The sequence below is a fragment of the Pseudomonas sp. Marseille-Q5299 genome (assembly GCF_943737035.1).
In the GTDB taxonomy this organism is placed as follows: domain Bacteria; phylum Pseudomonadota; class Gammaproteobacteria; order Pseudomonadales; family Pseudomonadaceae; genus Aquipseudomonas; species Aquipseudomonas putida_E.
Window position 1 is genome coordinate 39,111 of sequence record NZ_CALSFR010000009.1, and the last position, 19,571, is coordinate 58,681.

Here is a 19,571-nt window from a genome sequence, read left to right on the forward strand (position 1 = left end):
TCAAGCCCTTCGAATAATCGATTTGAGCTTGAGCCAACACCTGATAACTCTATAGCGGCACCAACGCGATGGCGGTGGGCCACCCGCTAATCCAGGCGGAAGTTTTACCTGACACGCCCCGTCCCAGGCTCCTCCAGCTAAATACAATAACTAGGAAACAATAATGCGCTACGCACATCCCGGTACTGAAGGTTCCAAGGTTTCCTTCAAGCTTCGCTACGGCAACTTTATCAACGGCGAGTTCGTCGGTCCGATCAACGCTGAATATTTCACTACCACGTCTCCGGTCAATGGCCGGCCGATTGCCGAGTTTCCGCGCTCTGGCGCTGACGATGTCGAAAGCGCTCTGGATGCGGCGCATGCCGCTGCAGATGCTTGGGGGCGTGCGTCGGTTTTGACACGCTCGACCATACTGTTAAAAATTGCCGATCGCATCGAACAGAATCTTGAGCTGCTGGCCATTACTGAAACCTGGGACAATGGCAAGCCGATCCGCGAAACGCTCAACGCCGATATTCCGTTGGCCGCCGACCACTTCCGATACTTCGCCGGTTGCCTACGCGCCCAAGAGGGCAGTGCTGCTGAGATCGACGGTAACACCGTGGCTTACCACATTCACGAGCCGCTCGGAGTAGTCGGACAGATCATCCCGTGGAACTTCCCCATCCTGATGGCTGCCTGGAAACTGGCACCCGCCCTGGCTGCGGGTAACTGCATCGTGCTCAAGCCGGCGGAGCAAACGCCGCTGGGCATCACTGTCCTGCTAGAAGTGATTGGCGACCTACTGCCGCCTGGCGTGCTCAATATCGTGCATGGTTTCGGCCGTGAAGCCGGTGAGGCACTGGCCACCAGCAAGCGCATTGCCAAGATCGCTTTCACCGGTTCTACCCCAGTGGGCTCGCACATCATGAAATGTGCTGCCGAGAACATCATTCCTTCTACGGTAGAGCTGGGCGGCAAGTCGCCGAATATCTTCTTTGAAGACATCATGCAGGCTGAGCCGAGTTTTATTGAAAAAGCCGCCGAAGGCCTGGTGCTGGCATTCTTCAACCAGGGCGAGGTGTGCACCTGCCCATCGCGAGCTTTGGTTCAAGAGTCGATCTACCCGGCGTTCATGGCTGAAGTGTTGAAGAAGATCAACCAGATCAAGCGCGGCGATCCGCTGGACACCGACACCATGGTCGGCGCCCAAGCGTCCGAGCAGCAGTTCGACAAGATCCTTTCCTATTTGGAAATCGCCGAACAGGAAGGCGCTGAACTGCTTGCTGGCGGCACGGTGGAGAAGCTCGAGGGCGGCTTGTCGGCGGGTTATTACATCCAGCCGACCCTGCTCAAGGGCCACAACAAAATGCGTGTGTTCCAAGAGGAGATCTTTGGCCCGGTCGTCGGCGTCACTACCTTTAAGGACGAAGCGGAAGCCCTGGCGATTGCCAACGACACCGAGTTTGGCCTTGGTGCAGGCCTGTGGACCCGCGACATCAACCGCGCCTACCGCATGGGCCGGGGCATCAAAGCGGGCCGCGTATGGACCAACTGCTACCACCTGTACCCGGCTCACGCCGCGTTCGGTGGCTACAAAAAGTCTGGCGTCGGTCGCGAAACCCACAAAATGATGCTCGATCATTATCAGCAAACCAAGAACCTGCTGGTCAGCTACGACATCAATCCGCTCGGCTTCTTCTAATCCCTTGGTAAGCGCTCTCGGCAGCCATTCGCACGCGCTGCCGGGCGCGGGCAATGCGATCAGCCCGCCTCGTTGGAGTTCTTGATGAAGATCCGTTACAAGGTAAGTCTTGTGGCCGCCTGTGTGCTGTTCGTCACCACTGGCCTGTTGTCGCTGCTGCAGATTACTCAAGTGCGCGAACTGTTGCGCGAGCAGGTAGAGGCGAACATCGCGGAAACCAGCAATACCATGGCCAGGCAGATTGAGAACTGGCTCAATGGCAAATTGCTGTTGATTGATCTGGCTGGCCAGGCCATCAATAGCCAGTACAGTCCCGAGGCCACTCAACGCGTTCTCGATTCGCCGGTGCTCAACACAGAATTCAAAATTGTCTTCGGCGCCTACGATTCCACCGGAAAGCCGCTGATTACCAGCGCTTCCTGGAACCCCCAGGCTGATTATGATGGGCGTACGCGGCCATGGTATGGGGTGGGTAAAGCTGCCAATCATGCCGTGTTTACTGAGCCCTACCCCGATTCCACCACCGGCGAGATTCTGATATCTGCGGTGAGCAAGGTCAGTGATGTTGGCCAGACTATCGGCGTGTTCGGCGGGCAGATTCATTTGAAGGCGGTAGCAGACGCTATAAACACCCTAGACTTCGGTGGTGCCGGCTATGCCTTTCTGCTAAGCAAGGACGGCAACATTATTTCGCACCCGCAAACCAAACTGAATGGCAAGTCCTACGGTGAGGTTTTTGCCGGTGATCTTCCGCCTCTTGAGAGCAAGCTGCGCGAGATCAACCACGACGGCAAGACCCTTCTCGTCGCTTTCATTCCCCTTAGCCAACTCAAGGGCATGGACTGGTACATTGGCATCGTTCTGGATGAAGGGGTGGTGATGGCCGCTGCCCGTGTGCTGGGCTGGCGCGCGGTTGTCGGCACCGGCCTTGGCGTGTTGATCAGCCTATTGCTCCTCGGGGTCTGGGTGAAAATGTTGCTGCGTCCACTGGACCGCCTGAAAGACTCGTTGATAGACATCAATGACGGGCAAGGCGACCTAACCCGTGAGCTGCCCGTTACCGGCAACGATGAAATATCGCTGGTTTCGGCACAGTTCAACCGGTTTTTGCAAAATCTCCGGACGCTCATTGGCGATGTGGTGAGCAGTGCCCAGCACGTGCGTGAAAGCACGACGGTGGCCTCGGTGGAGGCCAGCCAGACGGCCGACCGCGTGCAGACGAAACTGCAGGAACTGGAGCAATTGGCCACGGCCATGCAGGAGATGGCTTCCACCGCGGAAGAGGTCGCCGGCAATGCGCAGGCGGCGGTGACCGCTGATGAGCAGACTGTCAACGGCGTTGCCCTTGTTTCGCGCTCGACCAACGCAATTCTGCGTCTGGCAGAGGAAATGGACGCTACCGGCTGTGCCATCAATGAGTTGTCCCTGCTCAGCCAGAACATTGAGTCGATTCTCTCGGTGATTACCAGCATCGCCGATCAAACCAATCTGCTCGCGCTCAACGCCGCCATCGAAGCGGCATGCGCGGGCGAATCCGGGCGCGGCTTTGCCGTGGTTGCCGATGAGGTGTGGTCGCTTGCGTCGAGAACCCAGCACTCCACTCAGGAGATACGCCAGATGATCGACCAGTTGCAGTCGGGCGTTAAACAAGCGCAATCACGTATGCAATTCAGCCGGGACACAGCCAGCAAAACGGCGCAAGACGCGATCGCTGCTAACGGGATGCTTGAACGCATACGGGAAGCGATCAACCGGATAAACGAGATGAACCTGCAGATCGCTGCGGCGGCTGAACAGCAGAGTGCTACGACCGAGGAAATAAACCGGAATACCACAACGATCCGCGATATCAGCGTTGAAGTTTCCGGTAGCGCGGAACAGCAGGCCAACCAGTGCTCGGCCATGGTCGAGCATGTCGGGGAGCAAGATAGGCTGCTGGGGCGATTCAGTATTTGATCGCTTTGCGTGAGCTCGTGTGCAGCTTCAGCTGATCCAACAAAAACAATTTTGACACCGAGGTAACACAGATGAGTGCGGCTCCACTGTATCCCGTTCGTCCCGAGGTTGCGGCCACCACCCTGACCGACGAGGCCACCTACAAGGCCATGTACCAGCAGTCGGTGATCAACCCGGACGGCTTCTGGCGTGAGCAGGCCCAGCGCATCCGCTGGATCAAGCCGTTCACCAAGGTCAAGCAGACCTCCTTCGACGACCATCACGTCGATATCAAATGGTTCGCCGACGGCACTCTGAACGTTTCCTCCAACTGCCTGGACCGCCACCTCGAAGAGCGCGGCGACCAGTTGGCCATCATCTGGGAAGGCGACGACCCTTCCGAGCACCGCAACATCACCTACCGCGAACTGCACGAGCAAGTCTGCAAGTTCGCCAACGCCCTGCGTGGCCAGGATGTGCACCGCGGTGACGTGGTCACCATCTATATGCCGATGATCCCCGAGGCCGTGGTCGCCATGCTCGCCTGTGCCCGTATCGGTGCGATCCATTCGGTAGTGTTCGGCGGTTTTTCACCCGAGGCGCTGGCCGGCCGTATCATCGACTGCAAGTCCAAGATCGTGATCACCGCCGACGAAGGCGTGCGCGGTGGCCGGCGTACCCCGCTCAAGGCCAACGTCGACCTGGCGCTGACCAACCCGGAAACCAGCAGCGTGCAGAAGATCATCGTGTGCAAGCGCACTGGTGGCGACATTGCCTGGCACCAGCACCGCGACATCTGGTACGAAGACCTGATGAAAGTGGCCTCCAGCCACTGTGCGCCGAAGGAAATGGGCGCCGAAGAGCCACTGTTCATCCTCTACACCTCCGGCTCCACCGGCAAGCCCAAGGGTGTGCTGCACACCACCGGCGGCTACCTGGTGTATGCCGCGCTGACCCATGAGCGGGTGTTCGACTACCGCCCGGGCGAAACCTACTGGTGCACCGCCGACGTCGGCTGGGTCACCGGCCACAGCTACATCGTCTACGGCCCGCTGGCCAACGGTGCGACCACCTTACTGTTCGAAGGCGTGCCGAACTACCCGGATATCACCCGGGTGTCGAAGATCGTCGACAAGCACAAGGTCAACATCCTCTACACCGCGCCGACCGCGATCCGCGCCATGATGGCCGAGGGCCAGGCCGCCGTGGCCGGTGCCGACGGTTCGAGCCTGCGCCTGCTGGGCTCGGTGGGCGAGCCGATCAACCCCGAGGCCTGGAACTGGTACTACCAGACTGTCGGCAAGCAGCGTTGCCCGATCGTCGACACCTGGTGGCAGACCGAGACCGGTGGTGTCCTGATCAGCCCGCTGCCCGGCGCCACGGCGCTCAAGCCGGGCTCGGCGACCCGTCCGTTCTTCGGTGTGGTGCCGGCACTGGTGGATAACCTGGGTAACCTGATCGAAGGTGCCGCCGAGGGCAACCTGGTAATCCTCGACTCGTGGCCGGGCCAGTCGCGTTCGCTGTATGGCGACCACGACCGTTTCGTCGACACCTACTTCAAGACCTTCCGTGGCATGTATTTCACCGGTGACGGTGCTCGCCGCGACGAGGACGGTTACTACTGGATCACCGGCCGGGTGGACGACGTGCTCAACGTTTCCGGCCACCGCATGGGTACCGCCGAGATCGAGAGTGCCATGGTCGCGCACCCGAAAGTCGCCGAGGCGGCGGTAGTGGGCGTGCCGCACGACATCAAGGGGCAGGGCATCTACGTGTATGTCACCCTCAACGTTGGCGAGGTGCCGGACGAGGCGCTGCGCCTGGAGCTGAAGAACTGGGTGCGCAAGGAGATCGGCCCGATTGCCTCGCCGGACGTGATCCAGTGGGCGCCAGGGCTGCCCAAGACCCGCTCGGGAAAGATCATGCGGCGAATCCTGCGCAAGATCGCGGCTGCGGAGTATGAGGGGTTAGGAGACATCTCGACGCTTGCCGATCCAGGGGTTGTACTTCGTCTGATTGAAACACACCGAAGTATGGCCACTGCATGAGATAGTTATGCCCGCCCTCGCACCTGCCAGGACACGTTGGAGGCAATATTAATCTGACAAGCGGACGATGAAACCACCTTATCAATAGTCCAATGTGCCAGCAATACACCGAGGTGCTGGCCCAAAACTCCTGGTTAACTTTGTTTTTCGAGCGGTTCGCTGCACCGGGTTGTCTCAGATGATCATCGCAACTACCCACCTTGTGGAAAACCCTCAATAACCGCGGCCCAGGCCATTTCGAACCGTCGCCCTGGCTGCCCGTGCGCTGGACCGAACACCAGTTGAAGGAGTTCGACGCAGCGCCAGTGCTGGGCTACCTGCACCGTCCGATCAAGGTTTCCATGCAGGACGAGCACGGAAAGCGCCTCAAACCCGCATTGCAGGCCAAGGCCTTGCAGGCAGGTTGGCTCAAGGCCCTCGACACGCTGCCCGATGGGCAAAAACCGGTGCGCGTGTTCTACGACACCACTAACAACGCTGAGGCAGAAATCGCCCTGACCAACGCCTTGCACAGCCTCAATACCGACGGCCAAGGCCTGGATGTGAGCAATGTCGACGAGGGCTATGACATCGGTCGACGCCTGGGCAATACCGGCGTCAGCAGCGCGCTGGTGGAAATCAACCTGGCCACCATCGCCAGCTACCACGACGGCGGTGCCAGTGCCGTGGTGTACGCCGGCAGCGACGGCAGCCTCACCGTGCAGATGATCAGCCCGCCAGATGAGGCACGCAAAGCGAAGAACCAGCGCAACCGTGGTGCTGACCCCTTCAAGTATGGCCTCCCAAGTGTCGGGCGACCCAAGCCATGAACCGTCCCATCTGCCTGGGCGACCCCACCAGCAGCGGGGGCAGCGTGCTGTCATGCCAACTGGCTGGCACCCACACCGTCAACGGTAAAACGCCAGCGGTGCTGGGCGACAAGGCCAGTTGCCCGCTTCACAAAGGGGTTTTTGCGTTTATCGAGGGGCATCCAAGCCGACGCATGAACGGTAAGCCGGTGGTGCTGCAAGGCCATCTGCCATTCACTCGGCATCTTCCACATGATCAATATGAGCGAAGCGCTCCACGAGAAAGTCGATAAGGCTGCGCAACCGCGCTGACAGGTGTAGCTGCTGAGGATAAACCGCATAGACATCTGCCCGGGTTGGTGTTTCGTCTTCCAGCACCAGGCGCAACCGGCCGCTGCGTACATAGCGGGCTATATCCCATTCGGCGCGCATCAGTATCCCGTAACCTTCCAACGCCCAGTTCAGGGCCACCTCCCCGTCATTGCAGCCCAGGGCACCGCGGACCTTGATGTTCTGCGTACGGCTGCCAGTGGTGAAACTCCATACGCCATAAGGCGTTTCGTTCTGCCGGATGAAGATGCAGTTGTGCTGTTGCAAATCAGACAGGCGCATCGGCGTGCCGTGCTTTTCCAGATAAAGCGGCGAGGCGCACACCAGTCGGCGATTGGAGGCGATCTTGCGGGCGTGGAATGCGGCATCCGGCAGTGTACCGAAGCGGATCCCGAGGTCAAAACCGTGGGTTGCCAGATCCAAGGGATGGTCGGTGATTTTCAGCTGAATTTCCACCTCCGGATAACGGCTGAAGAACGCTGCCAAGGCCGGCCCGATATGCCGTCGACCAAAGCCGAGGGAGGCGTTCACGCGGATAAGGCCTTTGGGCGTCGCGCGGCTACTGACGACCATCTGCTCTACCTCATTGATTTGCGTGAGGATGCGCGCAGCGTGAGAAAAGTAAAGCTCGCCCTCCGAGGTCAGGCTCATCGAGCGGGTGGTGCGGTTGACCAGGCGAACACCAAACCGTGCCTCCAGCGCTGCCAGGCGTTTGCTCACTGCCGGGGGGGTTACGCCGAGTTCGCGTGCCGTGGCCGCGAGGCTGCCCTGGGTGGCGAGCAGGTGGAAAAACGAAAGGTCAAATGTCTGATTCATGGCTGGCTCGAAGCGACGATGGGCTCGTACAGAATGTGCCCCATGATTGATAACCTCAAGTAACTTTTGAAGTTATTTTGAGTAGCTTATTTCCTTGGGATTTCTGCTTACACTCTGCTCACATCCTGTCGCCTTGGTGTGATCGGCAGGGAAAACAAGAATATCCAAATGAAGGTGTCTACTCATGCATGCGTACAACATTGCAGCTGTCCCAGGCGATGGAATTGGTATTGAGGTTATTGCCGCAGGCGTTGAAGTACTGAAAGCGCTGTCAAGAAAATGTGGGTTCGAAATCTCCTTCAAAGACTTTGATTGGAGCTCGGAGAGCTACCTGAAGAATGGCCATTACATCCCTGAGGGTGGGCTGGAGGAGTTGAAAAGCTTCGACGCTATTTTCTTCGGTGCCGTGGGTGCCCTGAATGTACCGGACCATATTTCCCTATGGGGCCTGCGTCTGCCGATTTGCCAGGGTTTCGACCAGTTCGCCAACGTGCGTCCGGCTCGTGTACTGCCGGGCGTGAAAAGCCCGTTGCATAACGGCGACCAGATCGACTGGGTCGTCGTGCGTGAGAACTCAGAGGGTGAGTACTCCGGTAATGGTGGCCGCGTGCACCGCGGCCTGCCAGAAGAAGTGGCTACCGAGGTATCGGTATTTACCCGTGCCGGTGTCGAGCGCATTCACCGTTTTGCTTTCCAGCTGGCACAGAGTCGCCCACGCAAGCAACTGACCATGGTGACCAAGTCCAACGCTCAGCGTCATGGCATGGTGCTGTGGGACGAGATCTTCTACGAAGTCGCCAAGGACTTCCCGGATGTGAAGATCGACAAGGAACTGGTTGACGCAGTGACCACGCGCATGGTCCTAAAACCGTCCACACTGGACGTGATTGTCGCCACCAACCTGCACGCCGACATATTGTCCGACCTGGCCGCCGCGTTGTCTGGCAGCTTGGGCATCGCACCGACCGCCAACCTCAACCCGTCGCGTCAATTCCCTTCGATGTTCGAACCTATCCATGGTTCTGCCTTCGACATCACCGGCAAAGGCGTAGCCAACCCGATTGCGACCTTCTGGACAGCGGCATTGATGCTCGAGCACCTGGGTGAGGCGGCTGCCGCCAGGCAGTTGATGTCGGCCATCGAAGCAGTCACCGAAAGTGGCCTGCACACCCCTGATCTGGGCGGCACAGCGACTACTCGCCAGATCACCGATGCGGTCATCGCGCTGATTGATCGCTGATTGAACAGAACCGTAATTTAGACAATGCGCCGAGAGACGGGTCGTTGATCTGTCTTCTCGGTATTACCTGACAAGAATAAAAATTCAGGGGTCCTGTCATGAAAAGCATTCTGGGTAAGTTATATGTCCAAGTACTGATCGGGGTGGCCGCCGGTGTATTGCTAGGTGTTTTTTGGCCGGATATCGGCACTGACCTGAAACCGCTTGGCGATGCGTTCATCAAGCTGATCAAGATGGTATTCGCACCCATCATTTTCGCCACGGTGGTGTTGGGCATCGCCAAGATGGAGAACATGAAGGAGCTCGGCCGTGTGGGCGCTCGAGCGCTCATCTACTTTGAAGTGCTTTCTACATTCGCCCTGATCCTGGGCCTGCTGGTTGTCAACTTCGTCAAGCCAGGCGCCGGAATGAACATTGATGCGGCGCACCTCGACGCCTCTAGCATCGCTACTTACACCTCGGCTGCACAGGGTGGCGACGGTATCACTGAGTTCTTGATGAAAATCATCCCGGCCAGTATCACCGATGCGTTTGCACAGAATCAGATTTTACCGATTCTGCTGTTCTCTACCTTGTTCGGTATCGCGTTGGCGCATCTGGGGCCGCGTGGCAAACCCATGGTCGATGTGCTGGAGTCTTTCTCCCACGGCATGTTCTACATTGTCGGCATGATCATGCGGCTTGCACCGCTGGCGGCGTTTGGCGCCATGGCTTTCACCATTGGCAAGTACGGTCTGGGTTCGATCGTATCGCTTGGCAAGTTGGTGGCGACTATGTATGTCACCTGTTTCCTGTTTGTCGTGGTCGTGCTCGGTTTCATCGCTCGCTTGTCCGGCTTCAGCCTGTGGAAGTTTCTCAAGTACCTAAAGGAAGAACTGTTCACTGTCCTGGGTACCAGTTCTTCAGAGTCGGTCGTGCCGCAACTGATGAACAAACTTGAAAAGGCAGGGGTGTCCAAGCCGGTAGTCGGCCTGGTGATTCCGTCCGGGCTGACGTTCAACCCCGATGGTCAGTGCATCTACTACACCATGGCAGCCATCTTCATCGCCCAAGCTACCAACACGCCTCTGACCCTAATGGACCAATTGATCGTGCTGGGCGTGTTGTTGCTGACTTCCAAGGGCTCCGCGGGTGTCACCGGGTCCGGTTTCATCACACTGGCAGCCACCCTGGCGACGATGGACAAGATTCCGGTAGCCGGCATGGTGCTGCTGCTCGGGGTGGATCGTTTCATGTCCGAAGCCCGCGCTATCACCAATACGATCGGAAATGCAGTTGGCACCATGGCGATCGCCAAATGGGTCGGAGCACTCGATAAAAAGCAAATGGACCTGGCCCTGAATACTCAGCCAGCCGCGGCGCCAGACTCGACTGAGCAACAATCAGGTGCATCGAATCGAGCAGTGCAAACACCAATAGCTGGCCTTTTGAGCCCGCACGAATAGCCCAGTGATGCTGTGAGGAGAAAATGATGGATAAAGAGTCAGCTGTACTATCGCTTACCGAGACGATGGCGAAGTTTACCGCCTATATCGGCAAACGCCTGCCAACCGACGTGAAGAAAAAAACCGCGCAATTGCGGGCCGCGGAAACTAACCCGCTCGCCATTGCTGTCTATGACTCAATGGCTGAGAACCAGGACTACGCCGACAAACTCGACCGCCCGAGCTGCCAGGACACCGGCGTGATCCAGTACTTCATCTCGGCAGGCGCGAGCTTCCCCTTGCTCAGCGAGCTTGAGGGCATCCTCGAGAACGCCACCAAGGAAGCCACTATCAAGGGCCCGCTGCGTCACAACGCGGTAGAGACCTTTATCGAAAAGAATACGGGTACCAATACCGGTTCGAAAATTCCATGGCTGGATTGGGAGATCATCCCCAACGCCGATTATGCAATCGTGGACGTGTACATGGCCGGTGGCGGTTGCACGCTGCCTGGTTCGGCCAAAGTGTTGATGCCGGGTCAAGGATATGAAGGCGTCACCGAATTTGTCTTTGATGTGATCACCTCGCGGGGCATCAACGCGTGCCCGCCGTTGCTGGTTGGCGTCGGCGTATCAACATCAGTGGAAACCGCTGCGCGTCTGTCCAAGCGGGCAATCCTGCGCCCGGTGGACTCCAGCCACCCCAATGAAAGTGCGGCCTTGATGGAGCAGTTGCTTGAAGAGGGCCTCAACGAGATTGGTATCGGTCCGCAAGGGTTGACCGGCAATAGCAGCGTCATGGGCGTGAACATCGAATCGTCCGCTCGCCACCCATCAACCATTGGCGTGGCCGTGTCCACTGGTTGCTGGGCACACCGGCGCGGCAAGATCCGTATCAACGCCGACCTGTCTTACGACATTCTGTCCCACGAAGGAGTTGTTCTGTGAAAAAGATCCTCAGCACCCCGATCAAGGACGAAGATCTCGCAGACCTTAACGTTGGTGATGTGATTTACCTGACAGGGCAGTTGGTCACCTGTCGCGACGTGGCACACCGTCGCCTGATCGAGCTCAAGCGTGAACTGCCGGTCGACTTGCGCGGTGGGGCCATATTTCATGCTGGCCCGATCGTGCGCGAGAAAGACGATGGCACCTTCGAGATGGTTTCCATCGGCCCGACCACCAGCATGCGGATGGAAAAGTTCGAGAAGGAATTCATTGAGCAGACTGGCGTAAAGCTGATCGTCGGCAAGGGCGGCATGGGCCCCGAAACCACCACTGGGTGCCTGGAAAACAAGGCTGTGCATGCGGTGTTCCCCGGCGGTTGTGCAGTACTCGCCGCAACCCAGGTGGAAGAGATCGAGCGGGCTGAGTGGCAAGATTTGGGAATGCCCGAAACGCTTTGGGTCAATCGCGTGCGGGAGTTTGGCCCGTTGATTATCTCCATCGATACCAAGGGTAATAACCTGTTCGAGCAAAACAAGCTGCGCTTCAACGAGCGCAAAGGCTCGGTGATCGAAAAAATCAACTCACAGGTTCGCTTTATCAAATGATGGAGAAGGTTGGCCACGGCGCTTAGCTGTGGTCGTTCCTGTCCGTCGCAGCGAACCACCAGAATTTTTCCCTGCAAAGCCCTCGGCGATCATCAAGCTGCCGCGCCCGGCCTGAAGTTGTACAAATCCTTGATTTTGTAACGGTTATTTAACCGGTGGTCCGATTCAGCCCACAGTTGCGCGTGTACCGGTTGTGCGGTCGCACCGCTTCGCTATGGTGGTATTTGGCCATTCCAAATAGACATCAGTCGGAGGAGGCGGCATGCGAATTCGCGGAGAAACTTATTGGCTGTGGGCGGACCCGACCCTGCATCACCGGGAGCACGATGAGGCTCTTTATAACGGCACGGTTATCGATGTTCAGGTGAGGCTGTCGCGCACAGACGCTACGCAGATGTTCATCGGCGTCTATGCGGCCGCTGGTACCGCGCTTCACGAGGAGGCGTTCGACTCGAGGCCCGGCGAGTCGATGACCAGAGCGCTGGCGTGGGGCGTGGGGCGTGCACGCCGAATTGCCACCGAGGGTCTGGCTGCTATGGGTAGGCCCGCAACCTGCTTGAAATAGCAAGGATTGCGCAGGAGTACAGATGTACTCTGACGCGCTGGTCCGGCTTCACTGGGGCAGGTAACTTGACGAGGACAACGGAACGCACGCGTGAACGCACCAGTCGTATTTGCAGCAAAGGTGCAATCAGGGCGCCCCGTTGGAGAAACAGATGAACCTTCAGTCCACCAGTCATGATCTTTATGTGCATTCGTACCTTGGTTACCAGGCATCCATTTACGTTCTGTGGGAGTCGTGCACTGACTCACCGACCGGAATGCTGGTGGAGGTCGGCCGGCCCGGCAGCGTCTCGAGAACGCTGCGAGTGAGTCGGGCATTTTCGTCCTCGACGGAGGCCATACTCGAAGGCAAAGTGATGGCTGAGCAGTATGTGCAGAGCCAGGCGGGCAGAGCATGATGCTCACCGCTCGATGCGAAAGCATTTCTGGCCGGCAATGGTCCGGTTCCAGGGCCTTCGTCTATCACTGTATATAAGGGTTAACCGGATCAGGAGGTTTGAATGAAGCGGCGAGTGCTGGGCGTTGTTCTGATTTCTGTTGCAGGGATGGCCAACGCAGGCATCCCATTGGTGAATGCCACATGCCCGGGCGGAATCGAAGTGCACGCGGATGAAGGCGGCCCTGTCTACATAAATGCCAAGGAGGCAAAACTGAAGAAATTCAGTGACGCGTACTACGAAGCCAAGGGCGATGGGGTTACCGTCTCTATCATGGTCAACCCGGATGAGTCTGTGGGGGTCTCGTATACCGGCAAGGGGCGTGCAAATGGCGTTTGTGAGGTGGCCGAGCAAGATTGAGCGGTGCTAATGGCAAAGCGGCATGGCGTGTTCCCGTCAGCTTGCAAATAGGGTAGGGCGCTGCCACATCCCCTATAGCGAAGAAGAATATTGCTCGGTTATGACTGAGGGTTAATATGGGATTGGCCAAAAAAACGAAAAAGGGCGTTGCTCGTTAGCTATTTTCAAAGGGTTGTTGAAGGGGGCGCCGGAGTGTGTCGCGTGAAGAACTCTAGATCGCTCGCAAGCGCAATACTGATGTCAGCGTTGGCTGCAACTTTTATGACGGGGTGTGCACAGAACCCCGATGTTCGGGATGGGCATGATCATACCTCCGGTATCACCGAGAAGAGCCCGCCGGATTATCTAGGGTGCGTCAAGGAAGAGATGCATGGGAGTGCAACCACCTATGAGGTGGGTAGTGGTGATTCGGTGCGTCTGTTCGTCGACAGTACTGACCCCAACACAGCCAATGGCCTTGTAGAGTTGCGCAGCTACGGCACGCGTCAGCAGTTCATGGCCTATCAGCGCGATGCCTGGTATGACCACGGGCGGCTGCTCGATGCAGCCCTCATGTGTTCGAAGGCCTAGCCAGCCCGCCGCAAACCTGAGAACAAAAGCCCGCGCCCCAGATGCGCGGGCTTTTTGTCATGCAAAACCATGGTTAAAATGCATCCTGTCCACTTGAGTCAAATGCAAATGCCTAACTTTCGCATCTCTTTTTGCTACGCACTGGTCGTCACCCTGGCCGGTTGTGCAAACCCAGGAAAGCCAACAGCCAGCAAGCTGACCCGCAAATCGCCAGAAGTCTATGCCGCCTGTGTATTGCCCAAGTGGCAAGCGTTGGCGCCACTCACGACGCAAAAATCCATTTCCCATGGCTACCGCCTGACCGCACCCAGCGCAGTGACTTCCGATGAAGTCCTGGAAGTGTTGGAGTCCGGTGAGGGCAGCCGGGCGACTTTCTACAAAGGCAGTTTCCTCTCGGGCAACAAGCTGCGGCTGGCGGCCCGGGAATGCCTGGATTGAGGTGATGCCTGCCCCCTGGCAGTCCCATGGCTTCTAGGCTTTCAGATTCATCTGACGGCATTGCACCTGCGCATCTTCTTTGCAGGAGTAACTGGGCTTGAGACGCTCCTTTGCTTGATTGTCGTAGATGTCGTAGCCGCCGCAGACGGTAGCTGCGTAGTAGCGACCAGCGACGCGGAAGGATTCCCTTTCGATAGGCACTGCGGGAACGATAACGAATCTTGGTTGCATTGTTCGTGCCTCCCCAGGCAGAGAGTTAAGTATTAGTACCGCCAGGGGTAACCGGCAAGGCGACTCATGCATAAAAGAGAGTCGTCGCGTGAAACGAACGGCAAGACGTTGGTCAGATTGTGTAAGGGCTTTGTAAAAGGGATCGTTCGGTGTCCGAGGGGTATTGTGTTTTAGGTACTCCAAACCGATGATGGCGCGATGAATATATCTCCGTCACAGCTCGATGCCGAGCGCGGCGCGTTCTCAGGTTTCGAGGCGTGCCGAAACACCCAGAAAGGGCCGGTGGTGATTCTTGCGTCGGGCGCTTCTGCCAAACAGTTCCCCCTGCTTGAATTTTCACACCTCCCTGTGATTGCCATGAATGGTTCGGTTTCCCTCACCGCTGCGTGTGCCGTGAAGCCGTTCTTTTACATCTGCACCGACAAAAGCTTTCGCACACAGCAGCCAGAGCTGTTTGCCTTGGCGTTGCGCGATAGCCAGCGCTTGGCACTGTGGCCAGAGCAGTTCGTCGGCGCTGACATCCCGCCCGACACCGAGTGTTATCCGCTGCATAAAGCCGACAACCCCGGCATGCTCGACGGGTTGCGGGGGCACGGCGCAACCCATGTCTGCAGCAGGGCGTTGTGGAGCAAGCGGGCGCGGTCGATCGCCTTCAGCAAAGACCTCTCAAGCGGCTACTTCGATGCCCGGACAGTGGTTTATGTCGCCCTGCAACTGGCGTATCACCTGGGGTTCGAGCAGGTGTTGCTGGTGGGTGTTGACCTGGACCAGTCATTAGGGCGCTTTTACGAGAACGGTGAGGGGCAGCATTCCCCCTGTGGGCTCGACCAGCACTGGGAGAGCCGCATACTGCCGTCGCTGACGCTGATGGCCGAGCAGGTTGTCAGCGAGCGATTCCGGGTTTACAACCTGTCCGAGGTTTCTCGCATACCTGCGGCGTTGATCCCCAAAATCGACCTGGCCCAAGCCCGCCGCATCGCGAGCTGAGTGATTGCCTGAGCAAGAAAGCGGATGCGCGAGGTGTGGGCCGGCGCTACAGTGCCCGGACCTAGCCCTGCAGTGAGAAACAAGCATGTCCAGCGCCTTCACCCTGATGCAGTCCCCGGTCGGCACCTTGACCCTGGTGGCCCGCGGCGAGCGCCTGGCCGCCGTGCTGTGGGAAGAGGAGCGGGAAAACCGCGTTCGCCTGGGTGAGGTGCATCGGGATGATGAGCAGCCAATACTGCGCGAAGCCGCTCGCCAGTTGGAAGAGTACTTTGCCGGCAAGCGCCAACGGTTCGAGTTGGCACTGGATTTTGCCGGCACCGCCTTTCAGCGCCAGGTGTGGGCGGCGTTGCTCACCATTCCGTTCGGCCAGACCCGAAGCTACAGCGATATCGCCCGGCAGATCGGTAACCCGAGCGCCGTACGCGCGGTCGGTGCGGCCAACGGCCGTAATCCGATCTCGATCATTGCCCCGTGCCACCGGGTGATTGGCGCATCCGGGAGCCTGACCGGCTTTGCCGGGGGGATGCCGGCCAAGCAGTACCTCTTGGCGCTTGAGGGGCAACAAAGCCTGACTTTGGACCTTTAGCCATGCATTGTCCGCAAAGGTCGCGACTGAACCTGAAAACTCAACTGATCCAATACACGACCAGGCACGCCACCACCGCCAGCGTCGAGCCCGCCATCAGCGTGTACTGCCGATGCGCCCGGCGGGCCTGTGGCCTTACTTCGCGCAGGTACTGACCGGGCGGTGGCGCATCCGGGCGATGGCGCAACCCCTCGGCCAGCTCATTCAGCTGGCTGTTGATCAACAGCCCCACCAGATGATAGGTGCTGGCAAAGCTGGCCACTATCAAAAGCAGATACTTCATGCAGGAGGCATGCTCAGCGGTACGCCGATGGCGCTGGAGTTCGCGGTATCCAGCAAGATGATGCCTTCCTGGCGGCCGTCCAGCGCCGCCAGCAGGTTGCCTTGGCTGTCCCAGGCCGCCGAGCCGCCGGCACCCACGAAGTTTTCGGCCGGGCCCACACAGTTGGCCATCAATACCGGGATACCCAAAGTGCGAGCGACTTGCGGGTAGTGCTCATTGCCTTCACGGATGCCCTTCGCCGTCTTCGCCACGCTCACCAGGTACAGCTCTGCGCCCCTGTCGCGGGCTTGTGCTGCATGCGCGAAGAACATCGATTCGTAACAGATGGCGGGTGCTATCTGCAGTTGCCCTGCGGCGAAAACCAAGGGCTGGTCACCGGCCGAGAAAAACGCCAGCTCGTCCTCGTGCAGCCGTTGTTTGGCGTAGGCCAGCCGCGGCTGGCCGGGGCGCAGGATCGGCATTGCGATCTGAATGCCATCTGCGGTGGGCAGTGGCAGGCCCACGGCTACGCAGATTGCCAGGCGGTCGCAGATTCGCTGCAGCGGATCGAGCCGGGCAGAGATGAGCGGCAAGGCCACCTGCCTTGCCAGGGTAGGCTCGTAACCAGTCAGCGACAGCTCGGGGAACACCACCAGTTCGGCGCCCAGGTCTGCGGCCTGCTCTATGCAGTGCAGGTGGCGGTCGAGATTGACTTGTAGTTCGCCTTTGACTGATGCCAGCTGTACGGCACAGAGTTTCATGGGTAATTCCCTTCCCTGGTACAGATCGAAAGGCCGAGCATACTATCGGCAGGATCACCTGTTCCAGTGAAGGGTATTTCAGGAGGCCGCGGGCGTGGCGAAACGTTGTCGAAACCAGTTCGAACTGCGCAGGTGCTGTGCCTTGTGCCATGCTGTTGGTTGATAGGGCCATGAGCACGTCATGCACGAGAGCGGTACCCATCATCCGCTCCCCAACGTGCGGCAACAGAGGAACAATGCAATGAGCCGGTTTCGGCGGGTAGCCGCCAACAGCCACGGGCGTGACCTGGCTGTTGGCGATATTCACGGGCATTTTCGGCGCCTGGAGCAGTGCCTGGAGGCGGTGGGGTTCGACCCTGCGGTGGATCGGCTATTCAGTGTTGGTGACCTGGTCGACCGCGGCCCGCATAGTATCGAGGCGCTGACGTGGCTGACCAAGCCTTGGTTCCATGCCGTGCAGGGCAACCATGAGTCGCTGGCCATCACCTGCCTGTACGGTGGGCGGCTGGATCTGGACATGTATCGGGCAGCGGGCGGTGGCTGGTTTCTCGATCTGCCAAAGGATGAGCAGGCGGTTTTCGTCGAACAGTTCCTGCAGTTGCCGATAGCCATGGAAGTACAGACAGAGGCCGGGTTGATTGGCGTGCTGCATGCCGACAGCCCGTTTGCAGACTGGGCCGAGCTGCGCGCCAGTCTGCTGGAGGATGATGACCCGGGGGTGCGTGAAGTCTGCCAATGGTCGCGCCGGCGGCTCAAAGAAGGGGATACCGGCGCCGTCGAAGGCGTGCGTGCCCTGCTGGTGGGCCATACGCCGGTGCTCCAGGCCAAACGGTTGGGTAACGTCTGGCACCTGGACACCGGTGGCTGGGCAAGTGGCCATTTCAGCCTGATGGACTTGGCCAGCCTGGCGCTGCTCAACCCTGCACCAGGCTGAAAAGCAATGCACCTGCCAGTGCAATCAGCATCATCCCCGAGGCCCGCTCCAGCCAGGGCAGGGCATGAGAAAAGCGCCGTAGCAGGCGCTTGTTGCCGATGGCCGCTGCCACCAGCAAATCCCACAGCAGAACGATGGTGAACATCCAGGCGCCATAGGCCCACTTCCAGGCAGCACCGCTGTTGGCGACCATGCTGGCGAGGCTGGCGTAGAACAGTGCGTTCTTGGGGTTGAGCCCCCCAGATACCAAGCCCATGCCCAGCCCTCGCCACCAGCCGCTCACTGCCCCTAGGGTATCCACCGCAGCCAGGCCGGACTGCCCGGCATGGCGCAGGAACAGCGCGCCTATATAAAGCAGGTAAACCGCGCCGGCCAACTGCAAGGCGATGAACACCGGGCTGCCTTCTTGCAGTACCGCCAGGCCCGCGAAGGCCAGGCTGATGAACAGGCCATTGGCCAGAGCGATGCCCAGGCAGGTGCCACTGGCGACGCGCCAACCGGCGCTGATCGAGGTACGAGCGACCAGAAAGAAGTCCGGGCCTGGGGAAAGCAGGGCCAGGAAGTGGGCGAGGGCGACGATCAGAAACTGCTCCATGGTGCGGGCTATCTCGAGTGATAAAGCCGCAGTGTGGAGGCGGGGCAGGACCAGGTATTGAAGATTATTGCGGGTTGCTTAGGGCCTCTGATCCAGACGCAGCCGATATTGCCCCGGCGTCACGCCCACATGCGCCTTGAATACCCGCTGAAAATGGCTCTGATCGGCAAACCCCAGTCGATAGGCCACCTCGGCCAGCGCCAGCCCGTCGCGCAGCAGCCGCCGGCCCCGGTTGATGCGGGCATTGATCAGGTAGGCATGCGGCGTCAGCCCGGTGGCCGCGCGGAACGCACGGATCAACTGATAACGGCCAAGCCCTGCTTGCCGGGCAAGCACTTCAAGACTCAAGCGGGCCGGGTCTTGAGCTTCGATGCACTCGATCAGGCCACGCAGGGCCGGCATGCCCAATGCTGGCGCTGGCGCAGCCGCCAGGTGAGGATGCTGGGCAAAATCATGATCACCCATGAAGGCGATCAGTGCGGCTTCCTTTTCGCCGCTGCTCGCACCCGAGAACAGCAATTCATTCAACCCGCAGAACGCGCGGTACAACGCAGGCAGCCGGCTGATACGCGCCGGCGCCCCCGGCCCGGCCGCGTCGAGCCCCGACTCCAGGCGCAGCTGCGCAAGCCACTGGGCCTCGACATGCAGCATCTGGTAGCTCCATGCCTGGCCGGGCTCGGGGTTGCAGGCATGCACCCGCTGCGCCGGCACCAACACCAGCGTGCCTGGGGTCAGCCGCTGCTGCCCATCACCTGCGCCAGTGAAGACGCTGCACCCCGCATCCACCGCGCCGATGGAGAATGTCGGGTGGCTATGAGCCTTGTAACAGGCGCGGCTGTGGCAGGCCCGGCGGCTTTCCACCCAGGGCAGGGCCGGATCGCGCCAGAGTGAGGAGCGGGTAGGGTGCATGCTGGAGCCCTCGTTGAGGCTGGCAGCTTAACAGCGCCGAACGCGCTGCCGTACAGTTTTTCCCTGTGGCTGTACCTTGACCGGTACCGCTCAAGCATCGACATTGGCGGCAGATTTCCA

21 protein-coding genes and 1 pseudogene are annotated in these 19,571 nt (G+C 59.2%); 16 read left to right on the forward strand and 6 right to left on the reverse strand.

The window, feature by feature from the left end; all coding sequences use genetic code 11:
- Window positions 1-163 precede the first annotated feature (163 nt).
- The 5 genes and pseudogenes from exaC (at window position 164) to NGJ21_RS22740 (ending at window position 6,748) form a co-directional block, all read left to right on the forward strand.
- Complete coding sequence (gene exaC / locus NGJ21_RS22720) at window positions 164-1,684, forward strand: acetaldehyde dehydrogenase ExaC (protein ID WP_251962700.1); 1,521 nt, start codon at window positions 164-166, stop codon at window positions 1,682-1,684.
- Window positions 1,685-1,768: 84 nt separating this feature from the next.
- Window positions 1,769-3,640 carry a methyl-accepting chemotaxis protein gene (locus NGJ21_RS22725; protein WP_251962701.1) on the forward strand — a complete coding sequence of 624 codons (1,872 nt, stop codon included), beginning with the start codon at window positions 1,769-1,771 and terminating at the stop codon, window positions 3,638-3,640.
- Between the two features lie 71 nt (window positions 3,641-3,711).
- Window positions 3,712-5,667 (forward strand): acetate--CoA ligase, encoded by a 1,956-nt coding sequence (acs, locus tag NGJ21_RS22730; protein WP_115274728.1) that lies wholly within the window; start codon window positions 3,712-3,714, stop codon window positions 5,665-5,667.
- 185 nt (window positions 5,668-5,852) lie between these two features.
- Window positions 5,853-6,476 (forward strand): annotated as a pseudogene (locus NGJ21_RS22735) (type VI lipase adapter Tla3 domain-containing protein); the annotation flags it as partial.
- Complete coding sequence (locus NGJ21_RS22740) at window positions 6,473-6,748, forward strand: PAAR domain-containing protein (RefSeq protein ID WP_231386187.1); 276 nt, start codon at window positions 6,473-6,475, stop codon at window positions 6,746-6,748. The pseudogene NGJ21_RS22735 and the gene NGJ21_RS22740, both read left to right, overlap by 4 nt.
- Here NGJ21_RS22740 and NGJ21_RS22745 read toward each other — a convergent pair.
- Window positions 6,690-7,601: a LysR family transcriptional regulator gene (locus NGJ21_RS22745; protein WP_251962702.1), complete on the reverse strand. Its 912-nt coding sequence runs from the start codon at window positions 7,599-7,601 to the stop codon at window positions 6,690-6,692. The genes NGJ21_RS22740 and NGJ21_RS22745 overlap by 59 nt on opposite strands.
- Before the next feature lie 184 nt (window positions 7,602-7,785).
- Here NGJ21_RS22745 and NGJ21_RS22750 point away from each other — a divergent pair, with 184 nt between their 5' ends.
- The 8 genes from NGJ21_RS22750 to NGJ21_RS22785 all read left to right on the forward strand — a co-directional run bounded on the left by NGJ21_RS22750 (window position 7,786) and on the right by NGJ21_RS22785 (window position 14,186).
- Window positions 7,786-8,841 (forward strand): tartrate dehydrogenase, encoded by a 1,056-nt coding sequence (locus tag NGJ21_RS22750; RefSeq protein ID WP_251962703.1) that lies wholly within the window; start codon window positions 7,786-7,788, stop codon window positions 8,839-8,841.
- Between the two features lie 98 nt (window positions 8,842-8,939).
- Entirely contained in the window at window positions 8,940-10,286 is a 1,347-nt protein-coding gene (locus tag NGJ21_RS22755; RefSeq protein ID WP_115274732.1) for a dicarboxylate/amino acid:cation symporter, read from the forward strand.
- Between the two features lie 26 nt (window positions 10,287-10,312).
- Window positions 10,313-11,212, forward strand: coding sequence for a L(+)-tartrate dehydratase subunit alpha (gene ttdA / locus NGJ21_RS22760; protein ID WP_115274733.1), 900 nt, complete (start codon window positions 10,313-10,315; stop codon window positions 11,210-11,212).
- On the forward strand, window positions 11,209-11,817 hold the full coding sequence (gene ttdB / locus NGJ21_RS22765) for a L(+)-tartrate dehydratase subunit beta (RefSeq protein ID WP_115274734.1): 609 nt from the start codon (window positions 11,209-11,211) through the stop codon (window positions 11,815-11,817). The genes ttdA and ttdB overlap by 4 nt, the downstream gene beginning before the upstream one ends.
- 262 nt (window positions 11,818-12,079) lie before the next feature.
- Window positions 12,080-12,382 carry a hypothetical protein gene (locus NGJ21_RS22770; protein WP_251962704.1) on the forward strand — a complete coding sequence of 101 codons (303 nt, stop codon included), beginning with the start codon at window positions 12,080-12,082 and terminating at the stop codon, window positions 12,380-12,382.
- Window positions 12,383-12,881: 499 nt separating this feature from the next.
- Window positions 12,882-13,178, forward strand: a complete 297-nt coding sequence (locus NGJ21_RS22775) for a hypothetical protein (RefSeq protein ID WP_115274735.1) — start codon at window positions 12,882-12,884, stop codon at window positions 13,176-13,178.
- A 237-nt stretch (window positions 13,179-13,415) separates the two neighbouring features.
- Window positions 13,416-13,748 (forward strand): hypothetical protein, encoded by a 333-nt coding sequence (locus tag NGJ21_RS22780; RefSeq protein ID WP_080952109.1) that lies wholly within the window; start codon window positions 13,416-13,418, stop codon window positions 13,746-13,748.
- Between the two features lie 108 nt (window positions 13,749-13,856).
- Window positions 13,857-14,186: a hypothetical protein gene (locus NGJ21_RS22785; RefSeq protein WP_371316878.1), complete on the forward strand. Its 330-nt coding sequence runs from the start codon at window positions 13,857-13,859 to the stop codon at window positions 14,184-14,186.
- A gap of 33 nt (window positions 14,187-14,219) precedes the next feature.
- On the opposite strand, the gene NGJ21_RS22790 is transcribed toward NGJ21_RS22785, so the two are convergent.
- A complete protein-coding gene (locus NGJ21_RS22790) occupies window positions 14,220-14,417 on the reverse strand; it encodes a hypothetical protein (protein ID WP_046786136.1) in 198 nt (65 codons plus the stop codon).
- A 198-nt stretch (window positions 14,418-14,615) separates the two neighbouring features.
- Here NGJ21_RS22790 and NGJ21_RS22795 point away from each other — a divergent pair, with 198 nt between their 5' ends.
- Both NGJ21_RS22795 and NGJ21_RS22800 read left to right on the forward strand, forming a co-directional pair.
- Window positions 14,616-15,404 carry a WaaZ-like lipopolysaccharide core biosynthesis protein gene (locus NGJ21_RS22795; protein ID WP_046786137.1) on the forward strand — a complete coding sequence of 263 codons (789 nt, stop codon included), beginning with the start codon at window positions 14,616-14,618 and terminating at the stop codon, window positions 15,402-15,404.
- 85 nt (window positions 15,405-15,489) lie between these two features.
- Entirely contained in the window at window positions 15,490-15,990 is a 501-nt protein-coding gene (locus NGJ21_RS22800) for a methylated-DNA--[protein]-cysteine S-methyltransferase (protein ID WP_046786138.1), read from the forward strand.
- A 40-nt stretch (window positions 15,991-16,030) separates the two neighbouring features.
- Here the strand turns inward: NGJ21_RS22800 and NGJ21_RS22805 are convergent, their stop codons facing one another.
- Together NGJ21_RS22805 and NGJ21_RS22810 are read right to left on the reverse strand one after the other, a co-directional pair.
- Window positions 16,031-16,273 (reverse strand): hypothetical protein, encoded by a 243-nt coding sequence (locus NGJ21_RS22805; protein WP_161871030.1) that lies wholly within the window; start codon window positions 16,271-16,273, stop codon window positions 16,031-16,033.
- A complete protein-coding gene (locus NGJ21_RS22810; RefSeq protein ID WP_251962705.1) occupies window positions 16,270-17,013 on the reverse strand; it encodes a carbon-nitrogen hydrolase family protein in 744 nt (247 codons plus the stop codon). Before NGJ21_RS22810 ends, NGJ21_RS22805 begins: the two co-directional genes overlap by 4 nt.
- Before the next feature lie 241 nt (window positions 17,014-17,254).
- On the opposite strand from NGJ21_RS22810, the gene NGJ21_RS22815 reads away from it, so the two are divergent.
- Window positions 17,255-17,947, forward strand: a complete 693-nt coding sequence (locus NGJ21_RS22815) for a metallophosphoesterase (RefSeq protein ID WP_251962706.1) — start codon at window positions 17,255-17,257, stop codon at window positions 17,945-17,947.
- Here NGJ21_RS22815 and NGJ21_RS22820 read toward each other — a convergent pair.
- A complete protein-coding gene (locus NGJ21_RS22820; protein ID WP_046786142.1) occupies window positions 17,928-18,542 on the reverse strand; it encodes a LysE family translocator in 615 nt (204 codons plus the stop codon). The two genes, NGJ21_RS22815 and NGJ21_RS22820, sit on opposite strands and share 20 nt — an antisense overlap.
- 78 nt (window positions 18,543-18,620) lie before the next feature.
- Window positions 18,621-19,451, reverse strand: a complete 831-nt coding sequence (locus tag NGJ21_RS22825) for an AraC family transcriptional regulator (RefSeq protein ID WP_115274739.1) — start codon at window positions 19,449-19,451, stop codon at window positions 18,621-18,623.
- Window positions 19,452-19,571: the final 120 nt, after the last annotated feature.